Source organism: Clostridium sp. OS1-26, from assembly GCF_030915445.1.
Classification (GTDB): Bacteria; Bacillota; Clostridia; order Clostridiales; family Clostridiaceae; genus Clostridium_AM.
This window is the reverse complement of sequence record NZ_CP133264.1, coordinates 2,399,674-2,417,426: the sequence shown is the minus strand read 5'-3', so window position 1 is coordinate 2,417,426 and position 17,753 is coordinate 2,399,674. Positions and strand designations below refer to the sequence as shown.

Genomic DNA, 17,753 nt, shown 5'->3' with positions numbered 1-17,753 from the left:
AAATTATTGTGCTGATATATCAGCACAATAATTTAGCTTTATATCGCTAAAGTGTTATTTAATATAACTTCTTTAAAACTTCTTCTTTCATTCCAAAACTATACTTTTCATCTGGAAAACTTCCACTTTGTACCTCTTTAGAATATTGATTGAATGCATTAATAATTATTTCACTCAAATTAGCATATTTTTTTACAAATTTAGGTGTAAACTTTCCATACATCCCCATCATGTCATGAGTTACAAGCACTTGACCGTCACAATCTGGTCCTGCGCCTATACCAATTGTTGGTATGTCTATGTTTTCAGATATTAGTTTTCCTATAGCAGATGGAACACATTCTATTACTATCATAAATGCTCCAGCTTTCTCTAATGCCTTTGCTTCTTCTACTATTCTTTTAGCATCTTCAACATTTTTTCCTTGAACTTTAAATCCACCTAACTGTGAACTAGTCTGAGGGGTAAGACCTATATGTCCTATAACAGGAATGCCAGCATTAACAATAGCTTCAACCTTATCAGTTACAGCTAACCCACCTTCTAACTTTATACAGTCACAACCACCCTCTTTCATAAGACGGGTAGCATTTATAACCGCTTGTTCACAGCTAACATTATATGAACCAAAAGGCATGTCACCAATTATTATAGTATTAGGTGCACCTTTAACTACGGGTTTAATATGATGAATCATATCTTCCATTGTAACCCCAACGGTAGAATCATATCCTAACATAACCATAGCCAATGAATCACCAACCAGTATCATTTCAATATCTGCCTGGTCTACTAATGCCGCAGTATGGTAGTCGTAGGCTGTGACCATCCTTATCTTCTTACCCTCTTTTTTCATATCCTTAAAGCTTGGTATAGCTACTTTTTGTTTTGTCATTTTCTTCCCTCCCTGAATTCCATATTATGGAATAAAATTCTGTATAGCAGAATTAATTTCACATTGGTATATTAATATGCTTTTAATAATACAAAAATTACTAATTAATACAAAATAAAAAAACTGCTGATATATAATTTATCAACAGTTCTTAAGCTTTATATTTAAATGCAGTGTTTACCCCAAGCTCCTAGTGCATTTGTTATCTTATCAGCAGTATTTCGTAATAGCTGTATATATACCTGTTTTTTTTCTTCAGTTATTCTAGCACTTGGCGATGCTATACTTAGCGCAACATAAGACATATTATCATCAACCTTCAGCGGCACAGATATACAAGTGAGTCCTTTAATATACTCTTCATTGTCTATTGCATAGCCTTGATTTCTTATTTGTTTTAACTGATTTTCTAGTTCCTCATAGGTGTCTATAGTAGTATCTGTAATTTTTTTAAGTTGTAGTTCTGATATAGAAATGCTGTCGTTAAAGGCTAATATAACTTTTCCCATAGCACTACAAAAGGCAGGTACTCTTCTACCTATATCTAATTCTATTCTTAGAGGCTCCTTTGTAATTATTTTATCTAAATATACAACCTCTTGCTTGTCCAATATTCCTATGTTTACAGTCTCGTGACAGATCTGGAATAGCTCTTCTAAAAAAGGTCGTGCTACTTTTCTTAAAGGCATTCTATTTGCCACTTTATTTCCCAGCTCAAATAGTTTTATCGTTGTATAATATTTTCCATTTATATCATTTTGATTCACATATCCGATATGTTTAAAGGTGCCCAATATTCTGTGAATCGAACTCTTTCCTAAACCCGAAGCCTTGCTTAATTCTAAAATACTCATTTCATCATATTCAGATAAAATTTCTAGCACGCCAAAAGATTTAATTAAAGAATTTATATGATAGCTCTGTTTTAAATTATCATTTTCCATACTTCCCACTACAGCGTCCTCCAAAGCACAAAGTTTTAATTAATTATATCATGTTTTATACATATTTTTCCATATTGTGTTAATTATAAAAACCCTATAAATTTAGACTAAAGCTAAATTTATAGGGTTATTTTCTTATTTACGTCTAATTTTATTAACAGCGGTTACAACTGAAACTGCTATTATTGTAGATATTATTGCTTCTGGAATACCATTAGCTGCAGCAATTGTAATTATACCTTTTTGAGCAGCACTAGTACTTAAATGCAGTGTTTTTGCATATGGTTCTAAGTACAATAGATAAATCATTCCTAGAACTCCACAAGTATTAGTTAGTGAACCTATTGCTGCTGCAACAGACATGTTTAGTACCTTGAAGTTAGTTTTTATAGCCTTATACGTATAATAAGACGTTAATGCTATAAGTACTCTAGGAAGTACTGATACTAAAGGGTTCAAAAATACAAATGATACTGGTGTTGGCGTAGTTATGGCTTGTACAATACTAAAAATACCAAATATCAAGCCAACCATAGCCCCTACTACAGGCCCCTCTAAAATAGCTCCTATAATAACAGGAATATGCATTATAGTAGCCTTTACCGGTGGAATAGGTATAAACCCTAATCCAGTTACTCCTAGTACAATTGATATTGCTGATAGCATTCCAATTGTAGTGATTTGTCTTGTGTTAAATCTTGCTGTCGTTCTTAATCCTCTTTCCATAGTTTCCTCCGTTCTTATTCCTACTTTGGATATAATTCGGAATAGTTTTAATAAAATAGATGTTCAGTTTCATACGAATACCGACATTTTCATTTTATCACTTAAAATAAAAATTTCAATATGTAAACAATTAATCTAAATTACATAAAAATACTAAATTGAATGTCAATTTTAATAATTATAAAAATAAAAAATGATTGTGCTTTAATTGTTTTTTAAAGCACAATCACCGTCATTATTTAGATAATTCTAAGGCTACATCAGCAGCAAGTTTTGCATTATTGTAAACAAGCTTAATATTTGATTCTAAGCTATTTCCACCTGTTATTTCTTTTATTTTAGCAAGTAAGAAAGGTGTTGATTCTTTACCTTTTATTCCTTTTTCTTCAGCTTCCTTTACTGCATCTTCAATTGCTTTAGTTATTGTATCATAATCCATTTCATCTTCTTCTGGAATTGGATTTGTAATTACAAGTCCTCCATTTAGACCTAAATCCCATTTTGCTTTTATTGTATCAGCTATCTCTTTTGCAGAATCAACTCTATAGTCTACTTTAAAACCACTTTTTCTAGTATAGAATGCTGGCAATTCTTCTGTGCCGAATCCTATTACAGGTACCCCGTTAGTTTCTAGATATTCTAAAGTTAAACCTAAATCTAATATTGATTTTGCACCAGCACAAACTACTGCCACATTTGTATGAGCTAACTCTTGAAGGTCAGCTGATATATCAAAAGTTTCTTGCGCTCCTCTGTGCACTCCTCCAATACCACCTGTAGCAAACACTTTTATTCCCGCAAGTGCAGCTATTATCATTGTAGTTGCTACTGTAGTTGCTCCATCTAATTTCTTAGCAACTATAAATGGTATATCTCTTCTACTTGTCTTAAGCACATTTTGGCTCTTTCCTAAGTGTTCTAGCTCTTCATCATTTATTCCTACTTTTAATTTTCCATTTAGTATAGCAATTGTTGCTGGCATAACGCCTTTATCTCTTAGTATTTGTTCAACTTTCTTTGCTGTTTCAACATTTTTAGGATATGGCATACCATGTGATATTATTGTAGACTCTAATGCTACTACTGGCTTTCCTTCTTCCAATGCCTTTTTTACCTCTGGTTTTATATCTAAGTATTTTTCTAACATAATTTTAACTCCTCCATTTTTTTAATTACATTTTCATGTGACATATTAGGATTTATAGTATTGCTATGAGACAAAGCTAATATAGAAGCGCTCATAGCAAATCTTACTGAATAATCTATTGTAAAATCTTTAGTTTTACCATAAACAAGTCCTGCTACAAATGCATCCCCTGCACCTGTTGCATTTACTACCTTAATTTTTGGTGTCTTTACTATATTTTCATCTATGCCGTCATTATAGTAAACCCCTTCTTCTCCTAAAGTAATAAATACTCTTTTTATGCCTTGGTTTAAAAAATACTCTCCACATCTTTTTAAATCATCGTTGCTTTTTATTTCTATACCTGAAAGAATTTCAGCTTCAATTTTATTTGGCTTAATAGTATGGAAATTGCCAATAATATTTTTTACCTTTTTTGCTTTTGACGTAGATACTGTATCTAGAAAAAATTCTGTATCTCTATTGCTTGTAACAATATATTCTATAGTTTCTTCAGGAATATTTGTATCAACAACACATATGCTGGAATTTTCTATTACATGTTTCTTCTTTTGTATAAACTCCGCTGTCATGCCTTCAAAGATATCCATATATGCAATAGCTGCATGCATATCTCCCTCTTCATCGAGTATACATAAATAAGTAGAAGTAGATTGTCCTTCAAGTATTAGAGAGTGCTGCATATCCATTCCTATATATCTTGCTTCATCTAGTATCTTACTTCCGTATACATCATCTCCCAAAGCCGTAATGAGTTTAACTTCTGACCCAAGCTTTTTAAGATTTTCACCTATATTTCTACCTACACCACCGAGAGATATTTTAACTACTCCAGGATTAGAATCCTTGGTAATCAGCTTCTGATTAGGAAAGCCTTGAATATCAATGTTCGCACCACCTACAATACAAACATAGGGTTCTTCATTCAATATATAGCCTTTGCCTTTGATATATCCCTTCTTCATCAAGTTTGTTATATGCACTGCAGCAGAAGAACGGGTAATACCTAAAGCATCAGAAAGCTCTTTCTGTGCTATCATTGGATTTTGTTTAATTAGCCTTAAAATTTCTTCTTCTCTATTAGTCATAAAAATCCCCTCAATGTTAAATATCTTATTCATTTTCTTAACTTTTGCTTATTAACTTAACTTATGTTTATATTAACATAGTGTGATATATTTTGCAACCATAAAAAATAAAAAGCTGAAAAAACTTATCAGAGCAATTTCATAGTTAGTTTTCCTGTAAGCCAGCTATGTTATTCAATCACTCAACTTTAAAGTTTCTTCAGCCTTATTTTTATAGTGCTGATTCAAATATTTTTAACACGTCCTCAGCGTTTAGCTTTCCAAAGTTTCCTATCTCACCATATCTTACTGCACCTTTAGCCATTGTTTCTAGATTTTCTCTATCTATCCCAATCTCTTGGAGCTTTGTTGGTAAACCTAAGGAAACAAAAAATTCTCTTGTCATATCAATGGCCTTGTTAGCTAGTTCAAATTTATCTCTTTCTTGATCAAGTCCCCAAACGTTAACTCCGTACTCAACAAAGCCATCTACTGTATCATCATTTAAGATGTATTTCATCCAGTGAGGAGTTAACAATGCCAAACCAACACCATGAGTTATATCGTAGAATGCACTTAATTCATGCTCCATAGCATGCACAGACCATTCAGTTTCTTTGCCATAACTTATCAATCCATTGATTGCCAAACTTGAAGTCCACATTAAATTTGCTCTTGCCTCATAGTTCTCAGGTTCCTTATATGCTATAGGGCCATATTTTATACAAGTCTTAAGCATTGCTTCTGCCATTCTGCTTTGAAGGTAAGCAGATTTAGTATTACTAAAATAGTTTTCATAAATATGGCTCATTATATCCGCTGTTCCTGCTGCCGTTTGACTAGCTGGAACAGTAAAAGTATATGTTGGATCTAGGATTGAAAATTTTGGCGACATATCTGGATGTGCTGTTGCTAGTTTTTCATTTGTATCTAAATTACTTATTACTGCAAATGGGTCCATTTCTGAACCTGTTGCTGCAAGAGTAAGTATTGTACCAATAGGCAGCACCTTCTGTATTTGTGCTTTTCTAGTTAAGAAATCCCATGGATCTCCATCATAGTAATTAGCTGCAGCAATAACCTTTGCACAGTCAATTACACTTCCTGCGCCTACAGCTAAAATAAAATCTATGTTATTTCCCTTACAAAGCTCTGCTCCTTTTCTTACACTTGTAATTCTAGGGTTAGGCTCTACCCCTGATAGCTCTAAAAATTGTATATTTGCATTGTTAAGTATTTCTACTACCCTATCGTATAGCCCACTCTTTTTTATACTTCCTCCTCCATATACTAATAAAACTTTAGAGCCATATTTCTTTACTTGCTCTCCTAAAACATTTATTTGGTCTTTTCCGAAGAAAATCTTTGTTGGAATATCATAATTAAAGTTTAACATTTTCGCATTTCTCCTTTTGTTTATTTATTATATTAATTATATTTCTGTGAAAAAATCCTTTCAATACAGTACTTTTTAGTTTTATAGTTTCTATAAGGTTACTCCTAATTTATCTTCTTAATCCCTTTCAACAGGAAAACCTTCTTGAAAATACTCTTTAGGATATAATAATTCAATAATCTTAGCTTTACTACATTTTCCATTTTCCATAAATACATCTGGTATACCCTTAAGAGATATTCTTACATTTTGAATATTAAATATATCACAAACATTTTCTATGCATTCCACCACTGACTTATCTTTATTTGATTTTATATACTTCTCTATTTCTTCATCTTTTAGCCACTCTACGTCACTTGAATAATTTTCATCGAAGTTTACTACAGTGCATTTTAATTTACTTTTATCATTTCCAGAAATAGAAGACATAAAAAAGGTTTTTACCATAATATCATCAAAAGGTAAACTATATCCAGCAAAGATAATATGCTTTGCATTTTTCATCAACAGTCCCATTTCAGTTTTTATTTCTTCTAAAGGAGGTATACTTCTTTTTTTAGCTAAAGTCTGCATTATTAAAGGCATATCATATGGATAAGTTACTTGACCACAGTAAGGACATTCAATTGCTCCTCTTCTATATTCACATTCTTTCTTAGTTTTATACTTCCAGTTTTTCTGAAGTCCTCCAAATACTGATGGTCCAAAAACTTCAGTAGACAGCCTATCCCATTTAGCACCAAAGGTAGTTATATATTTTCCACACTCAGGACATATCCTTGAACCAAATACACCATGAGGGAATAATATTTTTCCTATCCTTACTATTCTGGATGGATATTTATAATCATTAACTCTTTTGCATTGAGACTCATCAGAGGTATACCATATTTCCGATTCGTCCTTTCCAATTTCTGTTGATGCTATTCTAGTGCCGAAGTCATCAAATAGTCTAAGTTTTAATCCATCCTTCATGTTCATAGGATTGTCATTTTCTTCTTTATGAGCATTAAAAATATTCCAAAGAAGTATTGGATCCCAGTTAAAGGATACTATTGCATAGGAGTAAAGATAGAATCTTCTTGTATCTCTTCTGTACCCCCTATCTTCAAAGCACTTAGCCTCTTCTTTCATAAGTTCTGTCAAAATTTTTGAAAATTGATAGTATGGATTTACAAGTTCTTCGTCCATGTAACCTGGGCGACTTTGTACGCTAAGTCTTTCTAGTTCTTCAATAAGCAGAATTAAGCATCTTTTAGCACCAATAATTCTCTCAACCCTTAAAAACTCTGTTTTGCCATTACAAAATGCATTGAACCCCATACCATTGTCTATTAGCTGATCCAGCATTGTAAAAAGCTCATGCATATTTAATTTAGTATTAGTATTTATAATAGTTGCTAATGCCTTTAAATCATATATTTTTGATAGCTTAGAGTCTTTAGTTAAATCCTCCATTATCAGTTTTTTAAAAGCATTTTTTAATTTTTCGTTTTTATTTTCTAAGAATGAAAAGTCATTTTTATTAATCTTTATTACTAGCTGTATTAATTCCTTTGTTGCATATAATCCAAGTGATTTAGTAGCTCCCGCACCCCATAAAATTACTGTTTCAGGCCAGTATCTCTCCGGCATTTTATCACTCCTATTAAAATTTATTAGAAGATTAGAATTAACTTGTGTATATAATATTTACAAATGTATATTAACCTTTATCTATAATTTATATTTAGAATTCAAAAATTTTTATTTGAATTTCATTTTGAATATTAGAGCAGGTAAGTCACCGGATAAAATTTTTCTTTATTGTAATACTATATTTGAAATATACTATTATGCTTGAAGGGAGAATTTTTATGAAAACACTACATTATAATGTATCTGGCTTAGCAGGAACCCAAAGTAAAACTAAAGTAAAAAACGCCTTGGATGAAGTTGAAGGTGTTCAAGATGTGGCTGTAGATCTCGCTAGGGGAACTATTGAAATACAATACAATGAGCCAGCTAGCCCTGGACAAATAGAACACTGCATAAGACACACTGGTTATGATATAACTTCTGAAAATACAAAATAAATCTTGAAATATAGAGATACTAGGCCGGAAGTTAACCTATACTCCGGGATATAAGTTAACTTTCTGGTTGGGTTCCTTATATATATTTTCTACTTTCTCTCTAAAACTTTAAACAAGTGTACATATTTATTATCTTCGTCAATTTTACCTTCTTTCAGTTCAACAACCTTCCATTCCTTTTCATCGTATTTAGGAAAAAAGGTATCTCCCGATATGTCTGCATCTATTTCAGTTATGTACATCTTATTTGTATATGGAAATAATAATGAGAAAATTTCTTCTCCACCTATTACAAAATATTCTTTTTCATCCTTAATATATTTTTCTAAATCCTCTTCATTATTAACTATAGTAACTCTGTTATCATCCAACTTATAATTTTTATCTCTTGTAAGTACCACGTGTTGTCTGTCTGGTAATATCTGCGGAAGAGATTCAAAGGTTTTTCTTCCCATAATCATTGTCTTAGTTTTACCTGTTGTAATTTCTTTAAATTTCTTTAGATCATCTGGTAAATACCAAGGTATTTTGTTATCCAATCCTATAACATTATTATTTGATATTGCAACAACAAAACTTAACATTTTCTTTCCTCCGCTTCAAAATAACTTTATTATATATATTTTATCTCTTAAATGTTTTATTTACTACTCATATTCAATATAAAGTTAAAGCTGCTGGATTACTTTTTCCAGCAGCCTCTTATATTACACTATAATTATATTTTTACATCCGTTCTTGATAGCTATAACCTTAAGCTCTTCCATCATTTCATCATTAGGTTGAACAGCTTCTATTTTATCCGTACGTACACCAATAGGTCTATATTTTATAAGCTTATATCTTATTTCAGGATTTAATGATGCTATAAGTTTGCTTATTTCATTTACATTATTAAAATTATCTAAAACACCTGGCACTATTACAGTTCTAACCTCGTATAACTTATTTATGCCAGCAAGATACTCTGCATTTTTTAATACTATATCATTGTCTCTTCCTGTTAGCTTTATGTGTTCATCCCTATCAAAGGATTTTATATCTAACATTGCCATATCCATTAGATCTACAAGATCTTTATTCTTACTAAAATCTGTAGATCCATTTGTATCCACGAATACTGTAAGATCTAACTTTTTTACCTTTTCAAATAAATCTACTAAAAACTTACTTTGAAGAGTGCATTCTCCTCCTGATACGGTTATCCCTGAAATAAATGGCTTAACTTTTATAACTTCTTGTAATATTTCACCTACACTCATTGCTTTTGTCTTAGGGCCGCAACTATTCTTACATACCTTAATACATTCTCCACAATCCTTACATTTTTCTTCCTGCCATATCACTGAGTCACCTACCATAGATATAGCGTCAAATTTGCAGCTGAATAAGCAGGTTCCACACTGAGCACATCTTTTTATTGTTTCAGGATTATGGCAATATAGACAGTCAAAATTACATCCTTGAAAAAATATAGCCATCCTATTTCCTGGTCCATCTACCATACTAAAAGGAATAATTTTATTTACTAGTCCTTTAGACATTATCTCTTACCTTTCTTTCAAGTATCCTTGAGTTTTTCACAGCTCCAAGTCCAAGGGCTACTGTGTCCTGAAGTACCTGTTCTCCTCTATTTAACTTTTCTATATCAGATTTTTTTACTAGATATCCTGTTATTCTTATTACATCGCTATTTGATGAGTATAATGAGAAATATCTCATTCCTTCTCTAAAGGCACCTTTTATTATATCCAATACAGCTTTAGGATTATTTTTCGCTGTTATTTCAAAAGGGAATATATCGCCTATGCCCGATGGGAAGTATTTATGGAATTTAGCACTTTGCAATAAATGAACAGGTAGTTCTGGCTCCTCACCAATAGGTATTCTACATCCAGGACTTGTGCCTTTATCTGTTTCAATTCCTACCTGAGCATGTAATAAAAAGTGATTGTCAGTTGCACCACAGTATGGATTTATTCTGTTGTTCACTATTTCATACATTTTATCAATAATTGAAATTCCTAATTTATTAGCACATTCGCTATGTCCAAATCTATCCTTCTTTTCTTCTGCTTTTAGTAAAGTATTTACACACTCAGCTAATCCAAACATCCCAAACATAGCTGAAAATCTATCTTGACTTATTAAGCCTTCCTTTACCAAGAAGCTGCTTTCAAAAAATGAGCTTTCCTCTACAATAAACTTTATTCTCTCATCAATATAATCTGACATTTTTGACATAGCATCTGGGAGCGTATTATTTATAAATTCTTCTACGCTGTTAGCTTTTTTAGATAATCCAGCCAAATTTAATCTAACTAATGTATAACTTCCTCCCCCTATATATAATCCATTGTAACAACTTGCAATACCGTAATCACCATACTTATTAAATTCTTCAGAAAACATCTCATGATTTGCAAAGCTTGGCTTTGCTGTAACTAATGCTGTACTTACTGCGTCTGCTGCAAAATCATCGGAAGTATCTTTGCTGTACTTTAAAGTTATATTAGGTATAGCTGTTTGAAGTTCTCTTTGAACTTTTAATATTATTCTTCCAGCTTTAGTTTCTATAGGTCCGATATTAGCATGACAAAAGGAATCAGTTATAGTTCTATCTATGTGCAATAAAAATAATTTTATTGCCTTGTATGCTTCTTCTTCATTATCTATAAATGGATCAAGCAACGTATCAATATTTCCTATATATACAGGCATAGCAGTAATTGAAGGAACATGCTTGTACAATATCAATAAATTATTAGTTGCTTCCCATATATCCTTTGCAGGCTCTAAACCTAGAAATTCACTACCCTGCTTCATAAACTTTTCATAATCAGGAACTATATATCTTGGTCTGTATGGGGCATTTCCTTCATTTAAGTCACAAATTATACCCTCATCTCTTAAGCCCTGCACCTCTTTACTTATATTCAGTACATTTAGGCTGGCTTCAGCCTCTCGAGCAAGAGTTAAAACTTTTTGCTCGTATGTTAACGTTTTATCTTTTATTACATTTAAAGTATTTTCCATATTATTTCAACTCCAACTAAAATTATTTTTTACTTATTATTATTTTATAATTATTATCGTATTTTTGCAAAGTCTTTATTTTCCAAAATATTAAGTGAATAAGATTTCTCCAGAGTACAATTCTCTGAAGAAATCTTTATTTTTAATAGTTTAATCTAAATTTTAATACAGGCTTTGAAGCTTGATTGTATATAAGGCTTAATTGAGGATCATCCTTAGGTACTTCAAAGGTTACTGTACCATCTACCTCTCCTCCAGGCACCAAACTTCCCGAGTCTAGTCTTCTATTAAAACCCTTTGGAGCTGGACTTTTTATCTGTCCTTTTGAATTTTGAAGCTGATAAAATGCTTCATTATAGTCTATATTACCACTTCCAATGTTTTTTTCCTTTAAGGTAACTATTATAAATTCATTCCCCTGCCCTGCTTTTATATAATCATCTCCAAAAGACTTTTGAAAGTTAGTTATTGTAATAGAAGTACTGCCTATTCTAGCCTCCTCATTAATTCCATATATTTTTCCTTCTGAATTCTTGCTGATACTAGTACTATTATTTATTGTCATAGGATTAAATGCTTTAAATAGGTTTCCTGTCATTGCATTTGCTAAATTTTCATTTGGCTCTATAAGCCACATATTTTTATCTTTATTTTTAACAAGTTTTATATCCACATCATTGGTAAAAGTGGGAACTGAAGATTCGTTGAGATTCTTAGTGTAGTACTGCTCTATTAACTGGTTTATCTTGTCTTGCGTCAATTGCTCACCATTTAACGCTTTGCTATACAAGCCTGGGAATATATCCGTTACCATTTTCCCACTGATTTTATTCAAATCTGGTGAGGTAATCTTTGTTTTAGCTATGGCTGTATCCCCAGAAGTATTTGATGATATTACTTGATAACTTAATTTTGAAAATATTAGTTTAGCAAGTCTCTCATATTCAGGTCTATCAAACTTTAAACCTCCCACACTTGCTAAATCATTTCTTGATAAATACTTCGAGGCTGTTTGAATATCAGATTTTTTAAGTGCATCAAAGAAATTATTTATTGTAGTATCGGGTTTTATTGCACAACCAATTAAAGCTATTAATACTATAGGACAAATAGAAATGCACAATAGTTTTCTAATTTTCTTCCTCATGGCTTCCTCCTTCTGTATCATCAAAGTAATGTGTATATATTTTCCATACCCTTACTTATATTTTTCCTTAAATTCCTCACAATTATTACATATTCTTTCTTATTTCAAATATAACTTTAAAAATCATCCTATATTGATCTTTTCATTTCTACTGATGCAAATTCTTCTCTAAATTCTAATTTTATTTTTTTTAATTAATGGCTTGACTAAAATTTATACTAGACCAATATTTAATTGACAAAATTTAATAGGTTTTGTATCATTTAATTGTTAACTAAAATTACTTTAATCAGTTAACAATAGTTAAAAGTAAAGTAACCGAGATTATTTTAGCAAAGCTTATCTTAGCTACTTTACCAGTTTGAAACTAAATAAAGCTTAATTAGGAGAGAATAGCATGGAAAATTTAATTTTAAAATTAGAAAAGAAGATAACTGAAGGTGAAAAAATTAATTTTGAAGAAGCCCTTATGCTTTCTAAGATAGAAAATATAGAAGAACTATTTAAAGCAGCAGATAGAATCCGTAATAAATTTAATGGAAGAAAAGTGGATTTATGCTCCATTATGAATGCAAAGTCAGGAAGATGTTCTGAGGACTGCAAATATTGTGCTCAGTCAGCCCACTACCATACCAATGTAGCAGAATACAGCATGGTAGATGAAAAAGAGGCTTTAAAGTTGGCAATAGAAAATGAAAAAGAAGGAGTAAATAGATTTTCACTTGTAACTAGCGGCAGAGGGCTACAGTGGGAGGACTTAAAAAAAGCCTTAAACATATATAAATACCTTAGAAAAAATGTAAAGATAAAGCTTTGTGCCTCTTTAGGAATAATAGGTTACGAAGAACTTGTAGAATTAAAAAAGACAGGAATCTCAATGTACCATCATAATCTAGAAAGCAGCAGAGAGTACTATGAAAAAATATGTACAACCCATACTTATGACGAAAGAATAGAGACTATAAATAATGCAAAAAAGCAGGCTTAAAGATCTGTTCTGGTGGAATTATAGGCATGGGTGAAACCATGGAGGACAGGATAAAACTAGCTTTAGAGCTTCAAAAGTTAGAAATACGATCTATTCCTGTTAACGTGCTAAATCCTATAAAAGGCACACCTTTAGAAAACACTCCTCCATTGTCCCAGGAGGAAATATTAAAAACCATAGCTATTTTTAGATTTATAAATCCTAAGGCTTATATTAGATTAGCTGGGGGAAGAAATCTTTTAGAGGGCTTTGGAGAAAACTGCTTTAAAGTAGGTGCCAATGCTACTATCACCGGAAATTATCTAACTACTTCGGGGAATAAAATTGCAGAGGATATAAAAATGATAGAGAATTTAGGGTTGGAAGTAGGCACAGATGAGTATTTTAATAGAGCATAAAACAGAAGTCTGTCAACAAGTTTGTATAAACTCTATTGACAGACTTCTGTTCTTCATTAACCTTAATAAAAAATATTACTTCGCCTCATTGTTTTCTTATATTTCAATGCCAGCTAACTTCATTAAGTATACAGCATTTCTTGTAGGTGAAACTCCGACTTTCAATTTATAATCAAAATAAATTTTATTCTCTCTATAGTATTCAGAAAAATGATAGTTCTTAACTTTTGAATTTTTATAATTCTCCAACTCACCTAACTCTAAATCATGAGTGGATACAAAGCCTAGATTTCCAGTTTTACTTAATTGTTTTACCAAAATCATAGCTCCAGTGTGCCTATCTCTTGAATTAGTTCCTTTAAAAATTTCATCTAATAAAAATAGTACTTGCTTTCCTTCTTTTGAAGCCTTAACAATATTTTTAATTTTTAATATCTCTGCATAAAAGGAAGATATACTTTGACCTAAATCATCACTTACCTTCATACAACTATATAGATCCATAATAGTACAATAAAATTCATCTGCACATACAGGAGCTCCTGCATATGCTAATACAATATTAATTCCCACAGTTCTCATAAATGTACTCTTTCCAGACATATTGGAACCTGTTATAAGCATAACTTGATAGGGCTCCTCTAGCTTTAAGTTATTACATACCCGTTCTTCCCCTAAAAGTGGATGTCCCATATTTTTAGCTATAATCTTTGAGGGTCCAGTTACAATCTTAGGCATACTCCAATTGGGATTATCGTATTTGATAACCGCAATACTACATAAAGCTTCTAATTCAGCTATTGTATTAAGCCAATTTTCAAAATCATTCCCTGATTTTATCTTCCATTCTTCAATAGAAATAGCCCAGTGATATTCTATCATGAGAATGGAATTTAAAATAGGATATAGCATATTACGTCTGTTTGCTATAGATTCACAGATTTTAGAAAAAACATCTATCTGTTTAGACGCACTTAGGCCATCATTATCGTAAAGTTTTTCACATAAACTTAAAATATACTCTGATTTAAATTTATGCTTTTCTATATGTCTAATCATATTTCTATATGTTTTTATGTTATCGTTATATTTTTCAGCAATAATTAAATTTTTTATTCTATCTTCTCTTTTTATTCTTAAAATAAAGCATTGAATCAAAATAAGAAGAATAGGAATATAATAAGGAATTAAATAAAATATTTTTGGAGCACTTCTATCAATATCTAATAGAGCAGCCAGTACATAATCAATTATTCTAATCACCAAGGTTAAGGTAGTTATCGCAGTTACCATTGAAAAAATTCTTAAGCTCCAAATTACTTGCTTTTTTAATATATAGTTACTTCTTTCTTTTATCCATAAAAAAAGCTCTTTAAGATTCTGACTGTTGTTGATTATTTTTCCTTCTGCCTCAAGTCTCTGTCTAAAATATATTTTTTTCTCAAGTTCTTTAACTGCAGATTGCCTATAATATATGTTCTGTTCGTTTTGAGGTTTTTCTGTTAACATCTCTTTAAGCTTTTGTCTTCCCATATAAGTACGAGCTACATTTATCCATTGAAATAAAGAACCTCTACCAAAAATATCAAGATCATATGAATAATTATGATTTTCATCTATAAACTCTCCGCCAGTATCTTCAAAAAGTTTCCAATCTCCCTTTAATCGTTTTATTGAGCTTTCATTTACTTCATATAATGCAGCTATATACTTATTTTTATTTTCTATACTTTTATGTAAATAGGCTAAATAACAAAATAGAACAATTACTACTAGAACCAATAAATCAAATAAGTAATACCTTCTCAAGATATATGCTCCTATTAAAATTGCAAGCCCTAGTACAAAAATAACTAGTCGTAAGGTGCTTATCTTATCTATACGTTTCTGTTGCTTTTTAAGTAATAGATTATACTGAGCTTTTCTCTTTTCATATTTTTTTAGTGCTGATATCAAACCTCATTCCTCCTTTAAGGCAAATATGCTAAAACTTGGTAAGTACCTTATATATAAAAAAATACACCTACTAGAAAGTAAGTGCAAGAATAAAAGATTAAATATATTTAAATTAACACCTGGTTTATTATAAGTTCTCATACTGCAGTTTGTAAAGACTATAATAAAAACCTTTTTGGCCATAAGTTCCTTATGTTTTCCTATTTCTTTTATTTCTCCTTTATGCAAAACAATAACATTATCAGACTTCTTTATAGTTGATAGTCTATGTGCTACTGCAATAGTGGTTCTGTTTTTCATAAGCTTTTCTAAAGCCTCTTGAATTATTGCCTCTGTTTCTGTGTCAATATTTGAAGTAGCCTCATCCATAACTAAAATTGACGGATTAAAAACCAATGCTCTAGCAAAAGAAATAAGCTGTCTTTGTCCCATTGAAAGAGTTGTTCCTTTTTCATTAATCTTATGTTTATATCCATCATTAAAGTTTTCTATAAAATAATCTGCATTTACATATTGAGCGGCTTTTTTCACATCTTCTAATGATATTTCTTTATTAAATAACTTTATATTAGTTTCAATGTCTCCTGCAAATAAAAATACATCTTGAAGTACTAATCCTATATTTCTTCTCAGCTCCTCAGTTTTTATATTTTTTATATTTATGCCATCAATAAGTATTTCACCTTTCTGATTTTCATAAAAACCGCAAAGCAAGTTTATAATACTTGTTTTCCCCGCTCCTGTAGCACCTACAAAAGAAACAGATTGTCCAGGTAATATTTTAAAAGAAAGATTCTTTAAAATCCAGTTTTCAGATTCATAAGCAAACCACACATTTTTAAATTCAATTTCTCCTTTTGCCTTATTTAAATTACATCCATCACTATGCTCATCCTCAATTTTCTCATTTAGTATACCAAATATTCTTTCAGAAGAAACCATGGAGCTCTGATATGTGTTATATTGATCCGTAAGCTCAATAATAGGCTGAAACAATCTATTTATGTAATTAATGAAAGCATAAAGAGTTCCTACTTCTATGGTTCCTTTAATGAGCCTTGTACCTCCATAAAATAATATAAGTGCTAATGATAAGGTTTTTACTACATCCATGAAGGGTCTAAAGACACCAAAAAGTATGATTTGCTTTAAGTTTGCATCGTAATATTCTTCATTTATATTTTGAAACTCATTGTATTTTTTGTCCTCCATGTTAAATATCTGAATAATTTTCATACCAGATATATGCTCTGATAAAAAGCCATTTATAGAGGATAATTTATTTCTTATTTCACCAAAAATTCTTCTTGCCCTTTTTTTAAACAAAAGTGTAACTCCAAACATTAACGGCGTAACCAAAAGACATATTACAGTAAGCTTTAAGTCCAAACTTATCATGACTAATACTATCCCTATCATAATAAATACATTCTGCAAAAAACCTATTACTACATCTGTAAACATGTCATTTAGTGAATCTGTATCATTGGTAACTCTTGTCACTATTTTCCCAATTGGATTTTTATCAAAATATGATATGGGAAGCTTTTGTATATGGCTAAAAACTTGTTGTCTCAAATTCATAATAATTTTTTTAGCCGTACGCTCCAAAATATAAATTTGAAAGTAACTTAAAATAAATTCTATAAGCATAAGTACAAGATAAATTAAGCCTAAGAATTTTATTCCTGCTTCACATTGATTTACTGTTAAAGCACCTGATAAGCCTTTTCTTATATAATCATCAATTACTATTTTTACAATATAAGGTCTTGCTAACTGAGCAGCTGATACTACAAGAATTAACGTAAGCGACAGCAAAAAATACTTCCAATAAGGACCTACATATTTTATTAGCTTTTTTGTTGCTTCTCTATCACCTTTTTTATGATTATTTTCGTCAGTTCTAAATCTTTTTCCCGAAGAACCTTGTGAAAATCCCCCACCGCCAAAACCTCTAGGCATAAACATCCTC

The 17,753-nt window shown here is 31.0% G+C and carries 14 protein-coding genes and 1 pseudogene; 2 read left to right on the top strand and 13 right to left on the bottom strand.

Going from position 1 to position 17,753, the window contains the following annotated elements:
• Positions 1-58: 58 nt before the first annotated feature.
• From panB to RCG18_RS11755, 7 genes are all read right to left on the bottom strand, one after another.
• A complete protein-coding gene (gene panB, locus RCG18_RS11785; protein ID WP_308041475.1) occupies positions 59-895 on the bottom strand; it encodes a 3-methyl-2-oxobutanoate hydroxymethyltransferase in 837 nt (278 codons plus the stop codon).
• Positions 896-1,059: 164 nt separating this feature from the next.
• Positions 1,060-1,839, bottom strand: coding sequence for an IclR family transcriptional regulator (locus RCG18_RS11780; RefSeq protein ID WP_308042014.1), 780 nt, complete (start codon positions 1,837-1,839; stop codon positions 1,060-1,062).
• 135 nt (positions 1,840-1,974) lie between these two features.
• On the bottom strand, positions 1,975-2,565 hold the full coding sequence (locus tag RCG18_RS11775; RefSeq protein ID WP_308041474.1) for an ECF transporter S component: 591 nt from the start codon (positions 2,563-2,565) through the stop codon (positions 1,975-1,977).
• A 235-nt stretch (positions 2,566-2,800) separates the two neighbouring features.
• The gene (locus tag RCG18_RS11770; RefSeq protein ID WP_308041473.1) at positions 2,801-3,712 is read right to left on the bottom strand and encodes a pseudouridine-5'-phosphate glycosidase; all 912 of its coding nucleotides are present in this window, start codon (positions 3,710-3,712) and stop codon (positions 2,801-2,803) included.
• Positions 3,706-4,800 carry a PfkB family carbohydrate kinase gene (locus RCG18_RS11765; protein ID WP_308042013.1) on the bottom strand — a complete coding sequence of 365 codons (1,095 nt, stop codon included), beginning with the start codon at positions 4,798-4,800 and terminating at the stop codon, positions 3,706-3,708. Before RCG18_RS11765 ends, RCG18_RS11770 begins: the two co-directional genes overlap by 7 nt.
• Positions 4,801-5,011: 211 nt before the next feature.
• On the bottom strand, positions 5,012-6,175 hold the full coding sequence (locus RCG18_RS11760; protein WP_308041472.1) for an iron-containing alcohol dehydrogenase: 1,164 nt from the start codon (positions 6,173-6,175) through the stop codon (positions 5,012-5,014).
• 117 nt (positions 6,176-6,292) lie between these two features.
• Positions 6,293-7,813 carry a hypothetical protein gene (locus RCG18_RS11755; RefSeq protein ID WP_308041471.1) on the bottom strand — a complete coding sequence of 507 codons (1,521 nt, stop codon included), beginning with the start codon at positions 7,811-7,813 and terminating at the stop codon, positions 6,293-6,295.
• Positions 7,814-8,034: 221 nt separating this feature from the next.
• On the opposite strand from RCG18_RS11755, the gene RCG18_RS11750 reads away from it, so the two are divergent.
• On the top strand, positions 8,035-8,253 hold the full coding sequence (locus RCG18_RS11750) for a heavy metal-associated domain-containing protein (protein WP_308041470.1): 219 nt from the start codon (positions 8,035-8,037) through the stop codon (positions 8,251-8,253).
• Between the two features lie 89 nt (positions 8,254-8,342).
• On the opposite strand, the gene RCG18_RS11745 is transcribed toward RCG18_RS11750, so the two are convergent.
• From RCG18_RS11745 to RCG18_RS11730, 4 genes are all read right to left on the bottom strand, one after another.
• On the bottom strand, positions 8,343-8,837 hold the full coding sequence (locus tag RCG18_RS11745) for a dihydrofolate reductase (RefSeq protein WP_308041469.1): 495 nt from the start codon (positions 8,835-8,837) through the stop codon (positions 8,343-8,345).
• A 123-nt stretch (positions 8,838-8,960) separates the two neighbouring features.
• Positions 8,961-9,797 carry a YjjW family glycine radical enzyme activase gene (locus RCG18_RS11740; RefSeq protein ID WP_308041468.1) on the bottom strand — a complete coding sequence of 279 codons (837 nt, stop codon included), beginning with the start codon at positions 9,795-9,797 and terminating at the stop codon, positions 8,961-8,963.
• Positions 9,790-11,289, bottom strand: a complete 1,500-nt coding sequence (locus RCG18_RS11735) for a YjjI family glycine radical enzyme (protein WP_308041467.1) — start codon at positions 11,287-11,289, stop codon at positions 9,790-9,792. Before RCG18_RS11735 ends, RCG18_RS11740 begins: the two co-directional genes overlap by 8 nt.
• Positions 11,290-11,431: 142 nt before the next feature.
• Entirely contained in the window at positions 11,432-12,436 is a 1,005-nt protein-coding gene (locus tag RCG18_RS11730; RefSeq protein WP_308041466.1) for a DUF4352 domain-containing protein, read from the bottom strand.
• 397 nt (positions 12,437-12,833) lie between these two features.
• On the opposite strand from RCG18_RS11730, the pseudogene bioB reads away from it, so the two are divergent.
• Positions 12,834-13,822 (top strand): annotated as a pseudogene (bioB, locus tag RCG18_RS11725) (biotin synthase BioB).
• 96 nt (positions 13,823-13,918) lie between these two features.
• On the opposite strand, the gene RCG18_RS11720 reads toward bioB, so the two are convergent.
• Positions 13,919-15,778, bottom strand: coding sequence for a DNA mismatch repair protein (locus RCG18_RS11720; RefSeq protein ID WP_308041465.1), 1,860 nt, complete (start codon positions 15,776-15,778; stop codon positions 13,919-13,921).
• 3 nt (positions 15,779-15,781) lie between these two features.
• Positions 15,782-17,743: an ABC transporter ATP-binding protein gene (locus RCG18_RS11715; protein WP_308041464.1), complete on the bottom strand. Its 1,962-nt coding sequence runs from the start codon at positions 17,741-17,743 to the stop codon at positions 15,782-15,784.
• Between the last annotated feature and the right edge of the window lie 10 nt (positions 17,744-17,753).